A 21,185-nucleotide genomic window follows, 5' to 3' on the forward strand; every position below is an offset into this window, starting at 1 on the left:
CTTCACGCCTTCTCGATCGTCCGATCGTCGGGAAAACTGCCATATGCACGTCGCGCCGACCGGGCCTCGGCCCGCTCCTGCGGCCGCGTGCGCACACTGCCGCGACCCGGGAGGAACATGTACGACGGGTGCTCGAGACTCGGTCGACCACGCGCGACCGATCCGCGACTACGCCGGCGGACCGGTACTCGAGCGAGGCCGCCCCGTACGTCCTCCGCCGGTGCCGAACTCCCGTCGCCGGTACGGCATGCGCCGATCGCAGACGCCCCGGCACAGCCATGTCGCGCAACCGCGAGCACGCGCCCATCCGCACAGGAGGCACCCGCATGACCGCCACCGACCTCGGCCTGCCCGAGGTGCCCACGCAGGTTCCGATCCGGCGCCGGTCGCGGCGGATCGACGTCGGCGCCGTACCGGTGGGTGACGGGGCGCCGATCAGCGTGCAGACCATGACCACCACCTCGACCGCCGACGTCGACGCCACGCTGCAGCAGATCGCGGAGGTCACCGCCGCCGGCTGCGACATCGTCCGGGTCGCGGTGCCCTCCCAGGACGACGCCGACGCGCTGCCCGCGATCACGGCGCGATCGCCGATTCCGGTGGTCGCGGACATCCACTTCCAGCCGCGCTACGTCTTCCAGGCGATCGACGCGGGTTGCGCGGCGGTACGGGTGAACCCGGGCAACATCCGCCGGTTCGACGACAAGGTCCGGGAGATCGCAACGGCGGCGGGCGCGGCGGGCGTACCGATCCGGATCGGGGTCAACGCCGGCTCGCTCGACCCGCGGGTGCTGGCCCGGCACGGCGGTCGGGCCGACCCCGAGGCGCTGGTCGAATCGGCGCTGTGGGAATGCTCGTTGTTCGAGGAGCACGGCTTCGGTGACCTGAAGATCGCGGTCAAGCACCACGATCCGCGCACGGTGATCGCCGCGTACCGGTTGCTCGCCGCGCGCTGCGACTATCCGCTGCACCTGGGCGTGACCGAGGCCGGGCCCAGCCTCCAGGGCTCGATCAAGTCCGCCGTGGCGTTCGGCATCCTGCTGGCGGAGGGCATCGGCGACACGATCCGGGTGTCGCTGTCCGACTCGCCCACCGAACAGGTCAAGGCCGGCTGCCACATCCTGCAATCCCTCGGGCTGCGTCCGCGCCGACTCGAAATCGTCTCCTGCCCGGGCTGCGGCCGACTCCAGGTGGACATCCACCGCCTGGCCCGCCGGGTCGAGGCGGCCTTCGACGGCTTCCCGATCCCGCTGCGCGTCGCGGTCATGGGCTGTGTCGTGAACGGCCCCGGCGAATCCCGCGAAGCGGACATCGGCGTGTCCTCCGGCAACGGCAAGGGTCAAATCTTCGTCCGAGGCCAAATCGTGAAAACCGTCCCCGAATCCCGGATCGTCGAAGCCCTCCTCGAAGCCGCCCAATCGCTCACGCTCCCACCCCCATAACCCCGCACCCTTCGGTCGCCCCGTTCGCGTGCCGGGGTCGCGCCTGCCCGGTAGCGTCTCGGTGCGCGGTGTGGGTGGGGTGGGCACGTCGAACGGCGCGCGGGGGGTCCTCGCGCCGGCCCGGTGTCCGCACCACCCGGGCGCGCCGGGGCGGGAGCGCGACGGTGGGCGTCGGTGGCCCGTGACGCCCCCGCACCCCGCGCTCCCACCCCCGCATGCACAGGGCTTGCGTGATTATGCAAAATGATGACGTTGGTCGTACTAGTCTTGCGCGCATGGTGCGTCGACTTGCTGAGGTTGCGAAGAAGGTTGGAGTGAGCGAGGCGACGGTCAGTCGCGTGCTCAATGGAAAGCCGGGGGTGTCGGAGGGGACCCGGGCCGCGGTGCTGACCGCGTTGGACGTGATGGGGTACGAGCGACCCACCCAACTGCGCGGCGAGCGAGCGCGGTTGGTCGGATTGGTGTTGCCGGAGTTGCAGAATCCGATCTTCCCGGCGCTGGCCGAGATCGTGGTCGGCGCACTCGCGCAACGCGGGTTCACGCCCGTGCTGTGCACCCAGACGGCCGGCGGGGTGACCGAGGCCGACTATGTCGAGATGCTGCTCGACCAGGCCGTTTCCGGGGTGATCTTCTTCGGTGGCATGTACGCGCAGGCCGATTCGCCGCACGGCCACTACGCCCGCCTGGCCGAGCGCAACCTGCCCACCGTGTTGATGAACGCGGCCGTGGACAACCTCGACTTCCCGCGCGTGAGCTGCGACGACGCGGCCGCCGCCGAGCAGGCGATCGCACATCTGACGGCGCTGGGCCACGACCGGATCGGGATGATCCTCGGCCCGCCGGACCACGTGCCCTCCAACCGCAAACTGGCCGCGGCCCGGCTCGCCGTACACCTCCCCGAGGACCGGATCGAACACGCCCTGTTCTCCCCCGAGGGCGGCCAGGCCGCCGCCACCCGGCTGATCAATCGCGGCATCACCGCGCTCGTGTGCGCCAGCGACCCGCTCGCGCTCGGCGCGGTGAGGGCCGTGCGCCGCCTGGGACTTCACGTTCCGGGCGATGTGTCGATCGTCGGCTACGACGACTCCGCGCTGATGTCGGCCACCGACCCGCCGCTGAGCACCGTACGCCAGCCGATCGAGCTGATGGGCCGGGCCGCGGTCGAGTTGCTGATGGCCGAGATCGCCGGTACCCGGGTCACCCACGACGAGCTGTTGTTCGAGCCGGAGTTGGTGCTGCGCAAGTCGTCGGGACCGGTTCCGGCGGCGGGCCGAAACACCCCCGACGACCGCTCCACCGGGCCCACCACCAACTGAAAGGCAGCATTCTGCAAGGTTCCATCGAACGAACCACCGATCCCTGTCGCTAATTTGCGAAATCTCGTCGACATCTTGTAGCGCCATGGTTCCCCGTGGTTGAGTGTGCAGCGCCACGCAGGGTCCGGATCGCACCTTCCCGGACGTCTGCGCCTGTTCGTTCCATCGTCGGGTTCCATCGAGTACCGACCGAGATCCGCACGGCCGCCTCCGGGCCATCTCGTGCTGCCCGCAAACCCCCCGCGGGCAGCCGACGACCTGCCGGCCGACGGGTCCCCACGGTCAGGAGGGCTCTTCAGATGCGCCAGATACGTGAAACCCGTCGCGCACGTCGGCTGCGCGACACCACGCCCAGGTACCGCAGATCCTCCGCCGTCCTCGTCGCCGCCGGTCTCCTGTTCGCCGGGGTCGCCTGCTCGGACGACTCCGGCGACAAGGCGGACAACGCCAAGGCCGACCCCTCTGGCGCCGCGAACACCACCGCGACCGGCGGCGGCAAGAAGGTCTCGATCACGGTCAACTGCAAGCCGCCGCGCACCGCCGAGGTCGACCGCAAGCAGTGGGAACAGGACGTGGCCACCTTCGAGAAGGCCAACCCGAACATCAAGATCGAGTCCAAGGACGCGTTTCCCTGCTCGGACCCGACCACGTTCGAGGCCAAGCTGTCCGGGGGTCGGATGGAAGACCTGTTCTACGTCAACTACACCAACGTGCAGACCGTGCTGGCCCGCGGCGGCGCGGCCGACATCAGCGCCCACATGGACAAGCTCGTCGCGGGCAAGGAACTTCGCCCCGACCTGGTGAAGTACTTCCAGGACGCCGGCGGCAAGACCTTCGGCGTACCGCGCACGAACTACTCGATGGGCCTGGTCTACAACCGCGCGCTGTTCACCAAGGCCGGCCTGGACCCGAACAAACCGCCGGCCACGTGGGACGAGGTCCGTGCCGCGGCCAAGAAGATCGCCGACAGCGGCGGCGGCGCGGTCGGCTACGCCGACTACAGCGCGAGCAACCAGGGCGGCTGGCACTTCGTCGCCGAGTTGTACTCGCGCGGCGGCACGGCGGTGTCCGCCGACGGCAAGTCCGGCACCGTGAACACGCCCGAGGGCAAGGCCGTCCTACAGACGCTGCACGACATGCGCTGGACGGACAACAGCATGGGCAGCAAGCAGTTGCTGACCATCGCGGACGTCCAGCAGATGATGGGCAGCGGTCGGCTCGGCATGTTCCTGGCCGCGCCCGACAACATCCCCACCATCGTCAACGAGTTCGGCGGCAAGCTCGCCGACCTGGGCATCGCGCCGATGCCGGAGGGCAAGGGCACCCTGGCCGGCGGAGACGGCTACATGTTCAACAAGAAGTGCACCCCCGAGCAGATCGAGGCGGGCCTGAAGTGGCTCGACTTCCTCGCGCTCACCCCGGGCAAGGGCCTGAACGACTGGGCCCGGGGCAAGACCGACAAGGAGCCGGTCGGACTGCCCGAGCCGGCCATCTGGACCGGCGGCGCCGCGAAGTCCAACGTCGACCTCAAGGCGGCCAACGCGAACCTGCCGGTGGAAAACTACGCGAGCTTCGCCGGCGCCACCGTCCCCGCGATCGCCGAACCCCCGAACGGCCAGCAGATCTACTCGATCCTGGACGGTGTGGTCTCCAGCGTGCTGACCAAGAAGGACGCCGACCTGGACAAGCTGCTCGGCGACGCGAACAGCAAGATCACCCAGCAACTGGCCAAGTAGCCCCGGCCCGCGAGCAGCGGTCACCACCGGGCCCTGTCCGCGCGCCCGACGGGCCGGCCGGGACACCACCCCAGCCCCGGCCCGCCCCCGGCGCTCGGCCCGCTGCCCGCACACCCCCGACACCCGGCCACCCCGGCCCACCTGCCCACCAGCCCACCAGCCCACCAGCGGCACCGGCACAAGCAGCGGCAGCGGCAGCGGCGACAAGCGACAGCAGCGAGGGAGCGCACGCCATGACAACCACGGTCGCGGTCTCCAAGCCGGACCCCCCGGGCCGGACCCGATGGCGACCGGGCGGCTCCCGAACCGGCCCCCGAGGCGGCCCCGCCTCCCACTCCCAGGGCCGAACCCTTCTACGCCGCGCGATCACCGCCAACCTCACCGCCTACGGATTCCTCGCCGGCGGCCTGCTCTGCTTCGCGCTGTTCTCCTGGTATCCGGCGATCCGGGCCATCCAACTGTCCTTCCAACGCACCGGCGGCCGGGCCGACGCGGGCACCGAGTGGGTGGGGTTCGACAACTTCACCACCGTCCTCCACGACCCCGAGTTCGCCGCCGCCTGGCGCAACACCTTCTACTTCACCGGGCTGGCCCTGGTGATCGGCTTCGTGGTGCCGTTCGTACTGGCCCTGCTGATCAACGAGATGCGGCACGCCCGGGCGTTCTTCCGACTCGCGGTCTACCTGCCGGTGATGATCCCGCCGGTGGTCACAGCGCTGATGTGGAAATGGTTCTTCGACCCGGGACCGGGCCTGTTCAACGAGGTGCTCCGCGCCGCGCACCTGCCCACCTCGACCTGGACCAACGGCGAGGACACCGCGATGATCTCGCTGGTCCTGGTCGCCACCTGGGCCAACATGGGCGGCACGGTGCTGATCTACCTCGCCGCGCTCCAGGGCATCCCCGGCGAGTTGTACGAGGCGGCCGAACTGGACGGCGCGAACCTGTGGCAGCGCATCCGGCACGTGACCGTCCCGCAGACCCGGTTCATCATCCTGATGCTGATGCTCCTGCAGATCATCGCCACGATGCAGGTGTTTGTCGAACCGTTCGTGATCACCGGCGGCGGACCCGGCGACTCCACCATCACCGTGCTGTACCTGATCTACAAATACGCGTTCGTCTACAGCGACTACGGAAGCGCGTGCGCGCTCAGCGTGCTGCTGCTGATCCTGCTCGCGGCGTTCTCCGCGCTGTACCTGCGGTTGACCCGGACGAAGGACTAGGGGGCCGGCGATGACGACCACGATCGGATCCGACGGCGGGCGCGCCGGCGCATGGGCGGATCGGCGCGCGCGTCGGCGGGCGGAGCGCGCGGCGGAACGCTCCCGACGCCGGGCCGGCGCCCAGGTACGCACCCTCGTCTCGCCGATGCGGATGCGCAGCAAGCGAGGCAGGATCACCTACTGGGTGGTCTTCGCGCTCACCCTGGCGGGCTTCACCGCCGCGTTCCTGTTCCCCATCTATTGGATGGTCACCGGAGCGTTCAAGTCCCCCGACGAGATGTTGCAGAGCCCGCCGACCTACGTGCCGAAGGAATGGCACGCGGACAACTACGCCGAGGCGTGGCGCCGGATGGACCTGGCCCGCTACCTCGAGAACACCGCGCTCCAGGCGGGAGGCGCGTGGTTCTTCCAGATCGTGCTGTGCACGGCGGCGGCGTACGCGCTGTCCAAACTCAAGCCGGTGTTCGGGCAAATCGTGCTCGGCGCGATCCTGGCCACGCTGATGGTGCCCGCGTCCGCGCTGCTCGTACCCAAGTACCTGACCGCGATCGACGTGCCATTCGTCGGCACCAACCTGCTCAACACCCCGTGGGCGATCTGGCTGCCGTCGGTGGCCAACGCGTTCAACCTGTACCTGCTCAAGCGCTTCTTCGACCAGTTGCCCGACGACGTGTTGGAGGCCGCGTCGATCGACGGCGCCGGACCGCTGCGGACCCTGTGGTACATCGTGCTGCCGATGTCGCGGCCGGTGCTCGGGGTGGTGTCGATCTTCGCGGTGGTCGCGGTCTGGCAGGACTTCCTGTGGCCGCTGCTGGTCTTCCCGGACACCGACAAGCAGCCGATCAGCGTCGCGCTGGTGCAACTGTCCGCGAGTCTGCCGCTGACCTACCTGATCGGCGCGATGGTGATCGCGAGCATCCCGATGGTGGCCGTCTTCCTGGTCTTCCAGCGGCACATCATCGCCGGGATCAGCGCGGGCGGCGTCAAGGAGTAGACCTCCTCTCCCCCTCGCCCGTACCTCCTCTCCTCCTCTTCCCTTCCCCTCCCACCGAAAGGAACGCCGACGTGGCAGAGCACGGCCGACAGGGAGCACAGGCGGCACCGTGGTGGCGCGGCGCGGTGATCTACCAGGTGTACCCGCGCAGCTTCGCCGACGGCGACGGCGACGGAACCGGGGACCTGGCCGGTGTGCGCGAGCGGCTGCCGTACCTGGCCGAATTGGGCGTGGACGCGCTGTGGTTCAGCCCCTGGTATCCCTCGCCGATGGCCGACGGCGGATACGACGTGGCCGACTATCGGGGCGTGGCAGCGGAGTTCGGCACCCTGGCCGGGGCGGAGAAGCTGATCACCGACGCGCTGGAGTTGGGCATCCGCACCATCGTGGACATCGTGCCCAACCACGTCTCCAGCGAGCATCCGTGGTTTCGGGCGGCGATCGCCGACCCGACGGCACCCGAACGCGAGCTGTTCTGGTTTCGGCCCGGACGCGGCGAGCACGGCGAACTGCCGCCGAACAACTGGGTGTCCGAGTTCCACGGTTCGGCCTGGACCCGGTCCGGCGACCCGGACGGCACGCCCGGCGACTGGTACCTCAACCTGTTCGACTCGCGCCAGCCCGACCTCAACTGGGCCCACCCGCGCGTTCGCGCGGAACACGAGGAGGTACTGCGCTTCTGGTTCGACCGGGGCGCCTCCGGGGTGCGGATCGACTCGGCGGCGCTCCTGGAGAAGGATCCGGCGCTGCCCGACCTGGACCCGGACTCGACCGGCCCGCACCCCTACGTCGACCTGGACGGGCTGCACGCCATCTACCGTTCGTGGCGCGCGATCGCCGACTCGTACCCGGATCCGCGCGCGCTGATCGGCGAGATCTGGCTGCCGGACACCGAGCGCTTCGCGCGCTACCTGCGACCGGACGAGTTGCACACCGCGTTCAACTTCGACTTCCTGTCCTGCCCGTGGGAACCCGGCCGACTGCGCGCCTCGATCGAGGACACCCTGGCCGCGCACGCCCCGGTGTCCGCGCCCGCGACCTGGGTACTGGCCAACCACGACGTGACCCGGACGGTAACCCGGTACGGCCGCGCGGACACCTCGTTCCACTTCGCGACCAAGGCGCGCGGCGTACCGACCGACCCGGCACTGGGCACCCGCCGGGCCCGGGCGGCGGCGCTGCTCACCCTCGCGCTGCCCGGCGCGGTCTACATCTACCAGGGCGAGGAGTTGGGGCTGCCCGAGGTGGAGGACATCCCGGTGGCGGCGTTGCAGGACCCGATGGCCCTGCGCTCGGGCGGCACCTCGCCGGGCCGGGACGGCTGCCGGGTACCACTGCCCTGGTCGGGGGACGCACCGCCGTACGGCTTCAGCCCGGCACGCGCGTCGGGGCCGCCGTGGCTGCCGCAGCCGGCCGACTGGGCCGACCGGACCGCCGAGGCACAGAGCGGCGACCCCGACTCGATGCTGACCCTGTACCGGACCGCGATCCGGCTGCGCCGTGCGGAATCGGCGCTCGGCGACGGCGAACTGACCTGGTTGCCGGGGGCGCCGGCGCAGGTGATCGCGTTCACCCGGGGCGACCGGTTCGCGTGTGTGGTCAACCTGGGCCGGGACCCGGTGGAGCTTCCCGAACACGCCGAACCGCTGCTGACGAGTGGGCCATTGACCGACGACGGCCGGCTCGGGTCGGACACCGCGGCTTGGTTGCGATGGTGACGGAGGGCCCGGGCGTCGGTGCTTCGGCCGTTCGCGCGACCGCGATTCGCTCACCCCCGACAATCCGGGATCGGACCCCCGTGACCGCGTAGCGTGGTGTCCCACGACCACAGCGAACTGCGGGGGATCCTCCTCGCGGGAGGGCGAACCGCATGGCGTTGCCACCTGCCGAGGCATCCCCTTCCGACCCGATTCGGATCCTGGACGTCGCCGGGGACGAATACCGCCAGTCCTTCGAACTCTTCCTCGCCGGATCGGACGAGAAGGCCGTGACCCACGCCCATCTGAGCGCGCTGGTCGAACAGTTGCCCCGTCGTTCGGTCTTCGTCGACATCGGAGCCGGTTCCGGTGCCACCACCCGGTACCTGGGCCGCTACTTCGAGCGCACGATCGCCATCGAACCCGGCGAGTACATGCGTACCGCGCTGCGCCTCGCCTGCCCGGACGCGGAGGTGCTGGGCGAGCCCGTCGAAGCGGTGGAGTTGCCCGCCGTCGCCGACTTCGCGCTGTGTTCGCACATGCTCTACTACCTGCCGGAGCCGCGTTGGCTGCCCACGGTGCGGCGCATGCTGGGTTGGGTCCGACCGGGCGGTGAACTCGTCCTCGCGCTCCAGAATCCGGACAACGAGTGCATGCGCCTCGTGCGGCACTTCTTCGACGTGCGCTTCGACCTGACGGCGACGGCGAGCGCGCTGGTCGCGGCCGACGACGGCCTCGTCGAGGACTGGACCATCGAGACCCTGCCCGTGCGCTTTCGTGCCGACGACCTGGCCGACACCCTCGCGGTCGCCGAGTTCATGGTGAACGTGCCGGACCTAGCCTCCCGTGACCACCTGCCGAGCCGCAAGGCCCTCGAACACTACGTCCTGACCAACTTCGCCGAGCCGAACGACTCCGGCTTCTCCATCGGCCACGACCACGACATCGTCCGCATCCGACGATCGGCGGGCCCGTAAGCCCTACCGCCGCCGCAACGGCCAAAGGCGTGACACGTACGCCCCGGCAGAGGCGTCCGTCGCGCTCCGAGCCGGTGCGTCAGTTCGCGCTCACACCCGCGCCCGCCAACGCGAAGCGCACCGTGTGGGCCCGGTCCTCGGGGGCGACCGCCGTGCCCGTGCGCAGGTGGTCGTGGAGGGTGGCCAGGGTCAGGCGGTAGATCGCGAGGGCGTCGGCCGAGGGGTTCGGGGTCGGCGCGCCGGCCAACGCCTCGCGCAAGGGGCGGAGCATGGCCTCGATCGAGTCGCGTTGTTCGGTCGGGAAGAGGTCGGCCAGGCGGTCCTGGTGGGCGACGAACGGGCGCGTGCGGGCGGCCGCGATCGGGTCGCCGGCCTGGGCGAGGACGCCGTCGATCCAGGCGGCGACCTTCCCCGCGACGTCGGGCGCGCTCGACATCCGGTGGTCCAGGTACGCGGCCATCCGCCGCCGGCCGTCGTCGAGCATCGCCACGAGCAGTTCGTCCTTGGACCGGAAGTGCCGGTAGAACGCCTGGTTCGACAGTCCGGACTCGCGCATGATGTCGCGCATCGTGGGATCGAGGCTGCCGGTGCGCTCGACCACCCGGTACGTCGCGTCGATCAGCCGCCGGACCTCCTGTTCGTAGACCGCCCAGCGCGCCTCCAGCGGCCGGCGGACCGCGTTGCCCACCAGACCCTCGGAGTTCGCCGCCGCTTCGGTCCCTTGGAGCTTGTCGACCCCGTCGATCTCGTCCATCGGCGGTCCCCCCTTCGATTGTCCGACGCTCTTGTTTGTCGGAACGCTACATCATACTATCCGGAACAACGTTCTCAGACATACTCACTGTGTTCCGGATACACCCCGCACGGTTCTCCCGGGCAGAGAAGCGGCGAGGAAGGGGTCTCCATGCAGCGCGAGGTTCTACTGACCGGGATCGGCGGTCAGGGCATCCAGCTCGCCACCGCACTGCTCGCCGCGGCCGCGGTGGCCGAGGGCCGGCACGCGATGTACTTCGGGTCGTACGGCGGCATGATGCGCGGCGGCAACTCGGACACCACGCTCGTCCTCGGCGACGCGCCGGTCGAGAGTCCGCCGACCGTCGCCTCGGCCTGGTCCGGCCTGGTCCTGCACCCCGCACACGCCGGCGGCGTCTACTCCCGACTGCACGACGACGGCCTGCTCGTGCTCAACACGAGCCTGTGCGACCCCGGCGCGACGCCCGTCGTCGGCCGGCTCGTGCCCATCCCCGCCTCGGAGTTGGCCGCGAGCACCGGCAACCCCTCGGCGGTGACCATGATCGCGCTCGGCGCGTACGCCGCCGCGACCGCCGTCGTGGGCCTCGACACCCTCCTGGATACCGCCGCCGACGTGTTGCCGCCGTACCGAAGGCAACACGCGGAGGGCATCCGCAGCGCGCTCCGGATGGGACACGCGCATGCCGGACCGGCGCTGCGGGCCTGGCCGGTGTACGCGTGAGCGGCCGAGGCCCGGCGGCCACGCAGCCCGGCGAACCGGTGCTCAGCAAGGGCACCCTGGTGATCGATGTCGACGCCTGCAAGGGCTGCGACCTGTGCGTCGACGCGTGCCCGGTGGACGTGTTGCGGATGACCGTCGACGAGGTCAACGACCGGGGCTACCGCTATCCGCAACTCTTGCCCGGCTGCATCGCCTGCAAGGCGTGTTCGGCGGTCTGCCCGGACTTCGTCTTCCAGGTCTACCGGTACGACGAACCCCGCGACGAGACCGGAGGCGACCGCCGATGAGCAGGCCAGGGACCACGACCGACACCCGCCCGCCCGTACTGCCCGGCTCGGCCGCGATCGGCGAGGCGATGATCGCGGCCGGCTGCCGGTTCTTCGCCGGCTATCCGATGACACCGTTCACCGAGGTGCTCGAACACATGGCGGCCCGGCTGCCCGAGGTCGACGGCGTCTGCGTCAACGCGGAGAGCGAGTTGGAGGCGGTCGGGATGGCGTGGGGCGCCGCCGCCACCGGTACGCCGGCCGCGACCGGATCGACCGGGCAGGGCCTGTCGCTGATGCAGGAGTCGCTGGCCGAGATCGTGTACGCGCGGCTGCCACTGGTGGTGTTGAACATGGCGCGCGCGCAGGGCGACTACTTCCAGGCCACCCGCGGCGGTGGACACGGCGACTACCGGCACCTGGTGCTCGCGCCGTGCGATGTGCGCGAGGCGGTCGAGTTGACCCAGTACGCGTTCCACCTGGCCGAGTTCTGGCGCAGCCCGGTGCTGGTGATGGGCGACTACTACCTGGCCCACACGCACGTGTCGGTCGACGTCCGGCCGCACGACTTCGGGCCGCTGCCCGCCCGCGACTGGGCACTGGACGGCTCGTCCGGCGGAACCGGCGCGGCCAGACTCGTCTCGCCGCTGTCCGACCGCAAGCAGCGGCACGCCAGCGATCGCACCGACGCCGGCTACGATCTGGCCGAGTTCTACACCCGGCACGGCGGCGCGATGGAACGCATGGTCGCCGAGACCGAACCCCGCGCGGAGACCGGGTTCCTGGCCGACGCCGAGGTCGTGGTGGTCGCGTACGGAACGCCCGCGCTGTACGTCCGCCAGGCCGTTCGCGACCTGCGCGCGCTGGGCCTGCGGGTCGGCTACGTGCGCCCGATCACGCTGGTGCCGTTCCCGAGCGAGATCGTGCGCGCCGCGGCGGCGGGCGCGCGGGTGGTGGCGGTGTACGAGAACAGCGGAGGACAGATGGTGGACGACGTACGCCTGGCCGTGCTCGGCGCGGCGCCGGTGCGGTTCATCGGCCGGCTCAGCCTGGACTCGTCCGGCTTCGGCATCGCGCCCGACCTCGATGTCGGTGCGATGCGGCGGCGGATCGAGGCGGTGTTCGAGTCGGCCGGGGACGGATCGGCACGGGCCCCGGCAGCCGATCCGGATCCGGCCGCCGACCGGGACTCGGCCGCCGACGCCCGACCCGCGGCGGACCACCGATGAGCGCCGGAACGCCGACGAGCGGCTCCTCGACCGGCGCGGCCACTCCGCCGGGCCCCGCGTGCGATGCCCGGTCCGGTCCCCGGCCCGGCCCGCAGCCCGCCGGACGCCGTGAGTTGCCCGTGCTGACCACCACCGCCACCGCGCCCACGTGCGGAGCCCGGCTCGTGCACGACTTCACCCCCGACCTGATCGACGTCGGCGCGCACCACCTGTGTCCCGGCTGCGGCGAGCCGATCGCGATGCGCTCGATGGTCGAGCAGGTACAGGAACTGGACCAGGTCACCAAGGCGATCGCGGTGTTCGGGATCGGCTGCTACACGGCCTACTCCAACAACCTCGACATCGAGGTGCTGCAAGCCCTGCACGGCCGGGCCCCGTCCCTGGCCACCGGCGTCAAGCGCTGCCGGCCGGACACCCTGGTGTTCACCGTGCAGGGCGACGGCGACATGGTCAACGAGGGCCTCCAGGAGGTGCTGCACACGGCGGCACGCGGCGAGAACGTCACGTGCTTCATGCTCAACAACGGCGTATTCGGAGAGACCGGCGGGCACATGACCGCCGCGACCGTGCTCGGCCAGCGCACCAAGAACACACTGGACGGGCGCGACGCGGCCGTACACGGCTACCCGATCCGACTCGCCGAACTGATCGCCGAACTCGACGGCGCCGCGTACGTCGCGCGCGGCGCGGTCAACGACATCGTCAACATCACCCGCACCGCCCGCATGATCAAGAACGCGTTCCGGACCCAACTGCGCGGCGACGGCTTCTCGTTCGTGGAGATCCTGACCATGTGCCCGACCGGCTGGTTCGTGGACACCACCGCCGCGCCCGACTACCTGGCGAACACGCACGCCGCGACGCACACCCTCGGCGTACTGAAGGACCGGAGGACATCAGCGTGAGTGACGCGCCCGAACCCGAGCGGACGCACCAGCCCGCGCCCGAACCCGATCGGCCGTCCATCGTGGTCGCCGTCATGTACCCCTCGGCCTGGGACATCCGGCCCGCGCACGTGCTCGCGGCCGACTTCGACGCGGTGCGCGCGCTCGATCCCCGGCTGGAGATCGTGGACTGCCGCTACGTCGAGCCCGAGCACCTGCGCACCGAGCGCGGCCGACCCGGCGCCGCGGCCCGCCCGGAACTGCGGCAGCTCGCCCCCGCGTTGACCGCCGACCAGCGCGACCTGCTGGCCCGGGCCGAGATCGCGCTGGTGGCGGACCTGCCGTTCGAGGTGGCGGACCTGGCACCGAAGCTGCGCTGGGTGCAAAGCTGCGCGGCGGGCAACGGGCAACTGCTCTCGGCGGGCCTGCCCACCGAGCGGATCCGGCTGACCACGGCGGCAGGGGTGAACGGTACGCCGATCGCGGAGTTCGTCTTCGCCCGGATGCTCGCGTTCTTCAAGCGGCATCGCGAGCTGGACGCGCTCCAGGACGCGCGGCGCTGGAAGCCGGCGTTCGGCGGGCTGATCCAGGGCCGGACCCTGGGCCTGATCGGCGTCGGCGGGATCGGGTCGCAACTGGCGCGCCGGGCCAAGGCGTTCGGGATGACGGTGCACGCGACGCGGCGGCGGGTGGAGGTGCCCGCCGAGCACGTGGACCGGCTCTTCCACCCGGACGACCTGCACGAGATGTTGGCGGGCTGCGACGCGGTGGTGTCCGCGGCTCCGGAGACGGCGGACACGGTCGGCACGATGAACGCCGCCGCGTTCGCCGCGATGCGCGAGGGCGCGTTCTACTGCAACGTCGGCCGGGGGTCGTTCGTGGTCGAGGCGGACCTGATCGCGGCGCTGCGCGGCGGCCGGCTCGGCGGCGCCGCCCTGGACGTGGTCGCGGCCGAGCCGCTGCCCGCCGACGACCCGCTGTGGGACGCGCCGAACCTGTACCTGTCCGCGCACTGCTCCAGCGCGGCCCTCGAACACTTCACCGAGGTCTTCCGGCTCTTCCGCGACAACCTGGCCCGGTACCTGGCGGGCGAGGAACTCCGCAACCGGATCGACCCGGACGCGGGCTGCTGAATCCCCGGCTGCCCATCACCACCACCGCCCATATCACCCCAGCGACCCAAGGACGGATCAGCAGATGAGCGACGAAACCGTGTCCGCGACGGGCGAGCCAGCCGCCGAACGCACCCTCGGCGGGATCGGTACCCGGGTGTTGTTCGAGGACGACAAGGTCCGGATCTGGGAACTCGAACTCGCCCCGGGCGCACGCAGCGACGCGCACCGGCACGAACTGGACTACTACCTGATCCAGATCGCGGGCGACCGGATCGCGGTCGAACCCGAACCGGACACCGAGGGCGAGTACCGCGAGTACTTCGCCGCCGACGTGGTTCCCGGCGTGGTCGTCCCGATGCGACGCGGCGGCGTGGAGACCGCGGTCAACGTCGGCGAGCAGCGGTATCACGAGATCATCGTCGAACTGAAGGACCGCTGACCCGGGTGGTCACTCCGGCGCGGAGCACCGACGAAAGGGTGTGGCAATGGCGCACGAGGGTCTGGTGATCGACGCCGTGTTCACGGGCGCGGCCCGAGCCGTCCCGGACCGGCCGGCGGCGGTTCTGGGCGAGGACGCGCTCACCTTCGGCGCCTTGCACGCGGCGGCGTCCGGCACCGTACACGCGCTGCGTGCGGCCGGCGTCGGGCGCGGCGACCGGGTCGCGTGCTGGAACCGGACCACGCTCGACGTACTGCCGGTGTTCGTGGCGCTGGCCCGGATCGGCGCGGTGTACGTCCCGTTGAGCCCGGGACTGTCCGCGGCCGAGGCGACCGCGACGGTACGGGTGGCCCGGCCCGCGCTGATGATCGCGGACGAGAGTGTGCCGGGCGCGGCGGTGGGGGCCGCGCTCGGCGTACCGGTGCTCGGTCTGGCGGAGGTGGCGGGCTCGGCGGATCCGGCGCACACCGCGCCGAGCGGCGGAGACGGCGGGAGCGGCGAGACCTGCGACGGTCCGCGTGAGGCCGACCCGCACGTGCTGTTCTTCACGTCCGGCAGCACCGGTCGGCCCAAGGGCGTGATCCTCTCCCACCGCACGAACGTGCTGCGCACCCATCCCGGTGCGCAACTCGAACCACGCGGCGCGATGGTGTGCCCGTACCCGCTGTTCCACATGGGTGCCTGGACGATCGCGCTGCAACAGTGGCAGGCGCGCGACACGGTGGTCCTGGTCACCCGGGCGGACGGCCCGGAGATCGTGTCCGCGGTGCGCCGGCACCGCGCGACCCGACTGAACTGCGTACCGGCGGTCTGGCAACGGGTGTTGGACACGCTCGCGGCGGAGGAGGGACCCGACGGCGGCACGCTGGCGACGTTGCGCTTCGCCGACACCGGTACGTCCCGCACCCCGCCGGAGTTGCTCGCGGCGATCGCCGAGGCCGCCCCGAACGCCGTGCTCCGCGTCTTCTACGGCTCGACCGAGGCGGGCAACGTGGCCGCGCTCGACGGCGTCGACGTGCCGCGCAAGCCGGGCAGTTGCGGAGTGCCGAGTCCCTACCAGGAGGTCGAACTCGGCGCCGACGGCGAGGTGTGCGTGCGCGGGCCGCTGCTGTTCGACGGCTACTTCGACGACGAGGCGGCCACCCGCGCGGTATTGCGGGACGGCCGCTTCCACACGGGCGACCTCGCGACGGTGGACGCCGACGGCTACCTGAGCATCGTCGGCCGGGTGGGCGAGCTGATCCGCACCGGCGGCGAAGCGGTCGCGCCGGGCGAGGTCGAGGCGGTGCTGCTCCGGGTCGAGGGGGTCCGCGAGGCGGCCGTGGTGGGCCTGCCGGACCCGACCTGGGGCGAACTGATCTGCGCGGTCGTGGTGCCGGCCGACGCCACGAGCCCACCCGACCTCACCACACTGCGCGCCGCCTGCGCGGGCCGACTCGCCACCCACAAACACCCGCGCCGAGTGGTCTACGTACCCGAACTCCCCCGCACCCCCGCAACCGGCCAGATCCTGCGCCGTCACCTGGTCGAACAGATCACGACGACCCGGGAATAGCTCCCTGGTCCCTGGATCCACCGTCGGTTCCCGTCAGTCTTCTTGCGTCGGGTCCTCGCCGCCCGGGCGTAGGCCGGCCACCATCAGGCGCAGGAGGTGTTCGGCCTGGGTCGGTGACACCTGTTCGCGCAGCCAGGCGGCCGCGTTCATCAGGGCGTGGATGTCCGCGGCGGTGACCTCGGCGCGGACCGCACCCGCGTCGCGGGCGGTGCTCAGCAGGCTCTCGGTGATCGCGGCCATGCGTTCGCACGCCTCGTGCAGTTCCGAGGCCTCGTCGTCGAAGCCCTCCATCAGCAGCGCGGCAAGGCCCCGGTAGGCCGCCGCGTGTACCGCGACCGCACCCATCCAGTCGGCGATGGCGGCCAACGGCGGCACCTGCTCCGGCAGTTCTTCGGCGGACTCGAAGAGGGTCGCGTGCCGTTCGCGCAGCAGGGCGGCGGCCAGGGCCCGCCGGTTGGGGAAGTGCCCGTACAGGGTTCCGATGGCGACTCCCGCCCGGCGGGCGATGCCCTCCAGGGACGCGCCCGTGCCCTGTTCGCGGAACGCCGTGTCGGCCGCCTCGAGGATGCGCTCGTAGTTGCGTTGCGCGTCGGCGCGCGGTCGGCGTGTTCGGGTGCCGCTCATCCACCTGCCCCTTGCTTATTCGAGGGTACCTCGACTTATTATTCCGAGGAGCCCTCAGTTTAGCCGAGGGTCCTCAGTCGAAGGAGCTGCACATGATCTTGGTTACCGGGGCCACCGGATCCATCGGCGGACATCTGGTCCGCCGACTCCGGGACCTACAGGCGCCGTTCACCGCACTGGTCCGGGACGCCGACAAGGGTCGGACGTTGGGCTGCCCGTACGTCGTGGCGGACTTCGACGATCCCGACTCGATCGCCGCGGCGCTGGTCGGGGTGGACCGGGTCCTACTCAACGGCGCGGGCGCGGTACCGACCGTCGACGGGGCGGCGCAGCCGATGGTGGCCCAACAACGGGCCTTCATCGACGCGGCCGGGCGGGCCGGGGTGACACGCATCGTCAAGGTCTCGGTCTGGCACGCGCAGCGGAGCGGCAGGCTCGCTCAGGGTGCGCACTGGGAGATCGAGCAGCACCTGAAGGCGTCCGGCATCGAATGGTCCCTTCTGCAACCCAGCGGCTTCATGCAGAACTTCCACACCGGGGCGGGCACGTTCAGCGCCGACGGGAGCCTGATCGCTCCGGCGGACGACGCTCCCGTCTCGTACATCGACTGCCACGACATCGCCGCGTGCGCGGCCGTCCTGCTCACCGAACCCCGGGGCGCGGGAGAGACGTTCGTCCTCACCGGCCCGGAGGCACTCACGATGGCCGAGGTCGCCGGGCAGTTGTCCGAGCTACTCGACAAACCGGTCCATGTCGTCGGGCTGACCCCGGACGACATGGCGAGGCAACTCGTGTCACAGGGCGTCCCCGAACGGTTCGCCGACGACGTCGCCGCCCTCTGGGCCGACGTCGGCACCGGCTCATTGGCCGCCACCACACCCGACGTCGAACACCTCACCGGCCGAAAGCCGCGCATCTTCGCCGAATTCCTCACCGCAAATCGAGCCCGCTTCCGCTGAGAAGCGACGCCGGTTCTGGTTCGATCCGGAATATCGGCCCGTCCGACACTGCCCTGGCGGTTCGGCGGTTCGGGTGGTCGGTGGGGAGGGTGGGGAGGGTGGGGTGTGATCGAGGTGGAGTTGAAGGCTCGGGTGGGTGATCGGGAGGGGCTTCTCGGTGCGTTGGAGGGGCTCGCCGGCGGGCGGGAGGAGGTGTATGAGGACACCTACTACGACGATGCCGGGCAGGCTTTGGCGCGTGGGGAACGGGAGTTGCGGGTCCGGACGGTGCGGGGCGCGGCGGGGATGATGTCCGTGTTGACGTACAAGGACGCGCCGGTCGAGGTGGTGTCCGGGTCGAAGCCCGAGTACGAGACGCGGGTCGGGGATGCGGCCGGTGTCGACGCGGTGTTGCGCGGGCTCGGGTACCTGCCGACGATTCGGTTCGAGAAGCGGTGTCGGAACTACACGTTCGAGCGCGGGGGTCTGCGCCTGTTCGCCTCGGTGGTGGAGGTTCCGGAACCGGGCGAGACGTTCGTGGAGGTCGAGACCCTGGTGGCGGACCGCGATCGGGTCGCGGCGGCACTGGCGGTGGTGCGGGCGGTCCTCGCCGACCTCGGCGTCGCGCGCGAGGCGCTCACGAACGAGTCGTACACGGACGCGGTGGCGGCGCGGAGGGCCGGCGCGCCCGGGGCCGATTCGCGGACCGGCGAGTGACGGGCGGGTGGGTCACGAGCGCTCGGCGGGCGCCGATTCGCGGTAGAGGACCAGGTGTTCGTGGTGGAGCACGCCGTCACGGATGTCGCCGGTGGCGGTGAAGCCGGTGTCGTCGACGTAGTCGAGGTGGGCGCCGGTGACGGTGTAGCTGCCGGTGTACGCGCTGTGTCGGGTGCCTCGGGCCTCGTCGTAGCGGCCGTCGGGGCGAAGTTCCCGGCGGATGTGGCCGTCGGCGGTCACCCACATGCCGATGACGTCGACGCCGGCAGTGGCATCGGCGGCTGCGGTCCCGTTGGATTCGGTGGTCATGCCGTACTCCGTGGCTCGTCGGTCTGCGGTTGGTTCGCCCGGTCTGCGCATGGGTCCGGGCCGAAGGCAGGGCGCGGAACTCCCGGGTACGCGACACCCACCCGACCCGAGGCCGGCCGGAGACAGCGCCGCGCTCCCGGGTGTACGACACAGACCCGGCACGAGGCCCGGGCCGGAGGCAGGGCGCCGGACTCCGGGTGTACGACACCCGCCCGGACGGAACGCCGCGCCGGGCGGGCCCGAAGGTGGCGGTGATCAGCGGACTTCTCGGGTTGTTTGCGTCTTGTTCGGTTAGTCCTTTCGGGTGTTGGGGCCCAATGGGGCTTCGGGGCCGGGCCCGGTGCGGTAGACAGGTGGACATGCCTCTGAAGACGCGTGCCGCCAGGGTCGGCTCGATGGATGTGAATCGCATGGGCCCGGTGGAGTTGCGGGTGTTCGCGCTGTTCGCCGCAGCGGCCGCGGCGGGACAGAGCATCACCATCCGCGAGGTGGCCGGCCTGGCCGGGCCCAACGGGCGCACGATCGGCTCGCGCAGCGCGATGAGCGTCGCCGGCGATCTGGTCGACAGCGGCCTGCTGGCGCTGTCCCCGCCGCTGACCGTGGTCGGCCTCGACGGGCCGATCGAGGTGTCCGTGGCCGGTCGCGGCCCGGTGGAGCCGACCGCCAAGCCGGTGCTGCCGCGCCCCTCGTCGCCGCTGCTGCCCGAGCTGCGCGAGCCGACCGCGCCCGATGCCGTTCCACCGCCGCGAGGCCCGCGCACGACGGCCGAGCAGCCCCGCGGGGCGAAGGAGACCCGCCGGCCGCGCGATCCGAAGGGGCCCAGGGACGGCGGCGAGCAGACGGGCCTGCGGCGCTTCGGCGTGCTCACCGTGCCGCCCGGGCTACCGGAGCCGTTGCTGGCCGAACTCACCGCGATCGTCGAGGGGTTCCGCGCGCATCAGGCCGGCGGCGTCGCGGACCTGACCGTCGTGGCCGAGCTGACCAAGCGCAAGGCGGCCGCGCTCACTCTGTGGGCCGACGCGCCGTATCCGCTGGGTACCGGCCTGGTTCGGGCCGAGGCCGACCGCGCTCGTCGGGCGTACGAGACCACGCTCCAGCAGTTGGCGCAGCAGCGCGGCATCCCGTGGGAGAGCGCGCGTCCCGACGCGGCGCCCGGCGGGCACTGGGCGGTGAGCGGCCTGGGCGAGCCGGTGCGCGGCGCGTTGACGTACATCGGCCGGACCGCCCCCGGCACCGCTCCCGTCGCCCGACTGCTCGCGCTGGTCTGCCTGTTGCGCGGAGTCGGCTCGGGTGTCGCCAACCTGACCGGCCCCGATCTGCGCGGCGTCTGCGGCAAGGAGGCCGAGCTCGCGGTCGGCGAACTGACCGCGTCCGGGTGGCTCAGCGTCGACGTCGAGGAGTTGCTGGCAACCGAGGAGGACCCGGTCGGCTGCGGCGTCCCCGGTGCCACCGGCTTCTCGCTGGGCAAGCTGCCCCGAACCCGGTCCTCGGGCTGGGTCGCCCGCCTGATCTCGCACAAGAAGCTGCGCAAGCAGCCCGCGCACGTACGCCTGGCCGCCCTCGGCATCACCGCCCACTCGGACGCCGACGGCGACGCCCGCGCGGAGGTGACCTTCCTCGCCGACCTCACCGCGACCACCGCCGAGGAGGTGGCGGCCACGACCGAGACGCTCGTCGCGGACGGCTGGCTGACCGAGGCCGACGTCAAGGACGGAACGGTCCGGGGCCGAATCGCACCGGAACACCTGATCTACGTCGAGGCGCTCCGAACGAACACCCCCGTACAAACCCTCCAGGCCGCGGCCAAGGCCGCAGCCGCCGCACAAGACGCGGCGGCAACCACTGCGGCTTCCACCCCGTAGACCTCGAGTCGACCGCACAACCCGACCGCCTCGCCCCCCGACCCGGCGACGACGCCGGATCGGGGATCCGACGCGATGCGCGCCACCCCGGGCCTGGGCCTCCGGCCTCCGGTTCGATGGAGCCGCCAACCGGCCTGCCATCGACTCGCAGGCCCACGCCGGCCGGTCGCCATCACCGGGTTTGCCCACCCGAGCCGGTCGCCACCACCCGGGTCGCCCGCCCTGCCCCGGTCGATCGGCGCGTGCAGCGAAGAGGATCGACCGGGGCCTCGCCAGAGGCACCCCTTTCGGCAGGACGAGCGAGTCCTCCGGCCCGGAGGGTCCAGGGCCTGCCCCTCATCGCAAGACCGACACACCGACAGGCGACCCCCATCGCCCCGGATCC

At 71.3% G+C, this 21,185-nt stretch carries 20 protein-coding genes; 17 read left to right on the forward strand and 3 right to left on the reverse strand.

Annotated features, from left to right (window positions below; translation table 11 throughout):
• The first annotated feature begins 326 nt into the window (after window positions 1-326).
• The 7 genes from ispG to ACZ4FV_RS04395 all read left to right on the forward strand — a co-directional run bounded on the left by ispG (window position 327) and on the right by ACZ4FV_RS04395 (window position 9,388).
• Complete coding sequence (gene ispG, locus ACZ4FV_RS04365; protein ID WP_395859320.1) at window positions 327-1,442, forward strand: flavodoxin-dependent (E)-4-hydroxy-3-methylbut-2-enyl-diphosphate synthase; 1,116 nt, start codon at window positions 327-329, stop codon at window positions 1,440-1,442.
• Window positions 1,443-1,717: 275 nt separating this feature from the next.
• Window positions 1,718-2,758, forward strand: a complete 1,041-nt coding sequence (locus ACZ4FV_RS04370) for a LacI family DNA-binding transcriptional regulator (protein ID WP_395859016.1) — start codon at window positions 1,718-1,720, stop codon at window positions 2,756-2,758.
• Between the two features lie 299 nt (window positions 2,759-3,057).
• Window positions 3,058-4,494 (forward strand): ABC transporter substrate-binding protein, encoded by a 1,437-nt coding sequence (locus ACZ4FV_RS04375; RefSeq protein ID WP_395859017.1) that lies wholly within the window; start codon window positions 3,058-3,060, stop codon window positions 4,492-4,494.
• A gap of 233 nt (window positions 4,495-4,727) precedes the next feature.
• Window positions 4,728-5,720, forward strand: coding sequence for a carbohydrate ABC transporter permease (locus ACZ4FV_RS04380; RefSeq protein WP_465321812.1), 993 nt, complete (start codon window positions 4,728-4,730; stop codon window positions 5,718-5,720).
• 145 nt (window positions 5,721-5,865) lie between these two features.
• Complete coding sequence (locus tag ACZ4FV_RS04385; protein WP_465321867.1) at window positions 5,866-6,714, forward strand: carbohydrate ABC transporter permease; 849 nt, start codon at window positions 5,866-5,868, stop codon at window positions 6,712-6,714.
• Window positions 6,715-6,785: 71 nt separating this feature from the next.
• Complete coding sequence (locus tag ACZ4FV_RS04390) at window positions 6,786-8,432, forward strand: glycoside hydrolase family 13 protein (protein ID WP_395859019.1); 1,647 nt, start codon at window positions 6,786-6,788, stop codon at window positions 8,430-8,432.
• Window positions 8,433-8,584: 152 nt separating this feature from the next.
• Window positions 8,585-9,388, forward strand: a complete 804-nt coding sequence (locus ACZ4FV_RS04395; protein ID WP_402231422.1) for a class I SAM-dependent methyltransferase — start codon at window positions 8,585-8,587, stop codon at window positions 9,386-9,388.
• A 79-nt stretch (window positions 9,389-9,467) separates the two neighbouring features.
• Here the strand turns inward: ACZ4FV_RS04395 and ACZ4FV_RS04400 are convergent, their stop codons facing one another.
• On the reverse strand, window positions 9,468-10,142 hold the full coding sequence (locus tag ACZ4FV_RS04400; protein WP_402231424.1) for a TetR/AcrR family transcriptional regulator: 675 nt from the start codon (window positions 10,140-10,142) through the stop codon (window positions 9,468-9,470).
• A 150-nt stretch (window positions 10,143-10,292) separates the two neighbouring features.
• On the opposite strand from ACZ4FV_RS04400, the gene ACZ4FV_RS04405 reads away from it, so the two are divergent.
• The 7 genes from ACZ4FV_RS04405 to ACZ4FV_RS04435 all read left to right on the forward strand — a co-directional run bounded on the left by ACZ4FV_RS04405 (window position 10,293) and on the right by ACZ4FV_RS04435 (window position 16,350).
• On the forward strand, window positions 10,293-10,862 hold the full coding sequence (locus ACZ4FV_RS04405) for a 2-oxoacid:acceptor oxidoreductase family protein (RefSeq protein WP_395859022.1): 570 nt from the start codon (window positions 10,293-10,295) through the stop codon (window positions 10,860-10,862).
• Window positions 10,859-11,149 carry a 4Fe-4S dicluster domain-containing protein gene (locus tag ACZ4FV_RS04410; protein ID WP_395859023.1) on the forward strand — a complete coding sequence of 97 codons (291 nt, stop codon included), beginning with the start codon at window positions 10,859-10,861 and terminating at the stop codon, window positions 11,147-11,149. The genes ACZ4FV_RS04405 and ACZ4FV_RS04410 overlap by 4 nt, the downstream gene beginning before the upstream one ends.
• On the forward strand, window positions 11,146-12,357 hold the full coding sequence (locus tag ACZ4FV_RS04415; RefSeq protein ID WP_465321814.1) for a hypothetical protein: 1,212 nt from the start codon (window positions 11,146-11,148) through the stop codon (window positions 12,355-12,357). Before ACZ4FV_RS04410 ends, ACZ4FV_RS04415 begins: the two co-directional genes overlap by 4 nt.
• Entirely contained in the window at window positions 12,354-13,262 is a 909-nt protein-coding gene (locus tag ACZ4FV_RS04420; RefSeq protein ID WP_402231429.1) for a thiamine pyrophosphate-dependent enzyme, read from the forward strand. The genes ACZ4FV_RS04415 and ACZ4FV_RS04420 overlap by 4 nt, the downstream gene beginning before the upstream one ends.
• Entirely contained in the window at window positions 13,259-14,374 is a 1,116-nt protein-coding gene (locus tag ACZ4FV_RS04425; protein WP_395859026.1) for a D-2-hydroxyacid dehydrogenase, read from the forward strand. The genes ACZ4FV_RS04420 and ACZ4FV_RS04425 overlap by 4 nt, the downstream gene beginning before the upstream one ends.
• Window positions 14,375-14,438: 64 nt before the next feature.
• Window positions 14,439-14,795 carry a cupin domain-containing protein gene (locus ACZ4FV_RS04430; RefSeq protein ID WP_395859027.1) on the forward strand — a complete coding sequence of 119 codons (357 nt, stop codon included), beginning with the start codon at window positions 14,439-14,441 and terminating at the stop codon, window positions 14,793-14,795.
• A 46-nt stretch (window positions 14,796-14,841) separates the two neighbouring features.
• Window positions 14,842-16,350 (forward strand): class I adenylate-forming enzyme family protein, encoded by a 1,509-nt coding sequence (locus ACZ4FV_RS04435; RefSeq protein ID WP_395859028.1) that lies wholly within the window; start codon window positions 14,842-14,844, stop codon window positions 16,348-16,350.
• Between the two features lie 33 nt (window positions 16,351-16,383).
• Here the strand turns inward: ACZ4FV_RS04435 and ACZ4FV_RS04440 are convergent, their stop codons facing one another.
• Complete coding sequence (locus ACZ4FV_RS04440) at window positions 16,384-16,974, reverse strand: TetR/AcrR family transcriptional regulator (RefSeq protein WP_402231431.1); 591 nt, start codon at window positions 16,972-16,974, stop codon at window positions 16,384-16,386.
• A 92-nt stretch (window positions 16,975-17,066) separates the two neighbouring features.
• Here ACZ4FV_RS04440 and ACZ4FV_RS04445 point away from each other — a divergent pair, with 92 nt between their 5' ends.
• On the forward strand, window positions 17,067-17,933 hold the full coding sequence (locus tag ACZ4FV_RS04445) for an SDR family oxidoreductase (RefSeq protein ID WP_402231433.1): 867 nt from the start codon (window positions 17,067-17,069) through the stop codon (window positions 17,931-17,933).
• Between the two features lie 105 nt (window positions 17,934-18,038).
• Entirely contained in the window at window positions 18,039-18,629 is a 591-nt protein-coding gene (locus tag ACZ4FV_RS04450) for a class IV adenylate cyclase (RefSeq protein WP_402231435.1), read from the forward strand.
• Window positions 18,630-18,641: 12 nt separating this feature from the next.
• On the opposite strand, the gene ACZ4FV_RS04455 is transcribed toward ACZ4FV_RS04450, so the two are convergent.
• Window positions 18,642-18,938 carry an Atu4866 domain-containing protein gene (locus tag ACZ4FV_RS04455; protein WP_402231437.1) on the reverse strand — a complete coding sequence of 99 codons (297 nt, stop codon included), beginning with the start codon at window positions 18,936-18,938 and terminating at the stop codon, window positions 18,642-18,644.
• Window positions 18,939-19,297: 359 nt separating this feature from the next.
• On the opposite strand from ACZ4FV_RS04455, the gene ACZ4FV_RS04460 reads away from it, so the two are divergent.
• Window positions 19,298-20,800 carry a hypothetical protein gene (locus tag ACZ4FV_RS04460; protein WP_465321818.1) on the forward strand — a complete coding sequence of 501 codons (1,503 nt, stop codon included), beginning with the start codon at window positions 19,298-19,300 and terminating at the stop codon, window positions 20,798-20,800.
• Window positions 20,801-21,185 lie beyond the last annotated feature (385 nt).

This window comes from Embleya sp. NPDC025285 (assembly GCF_055558835.1).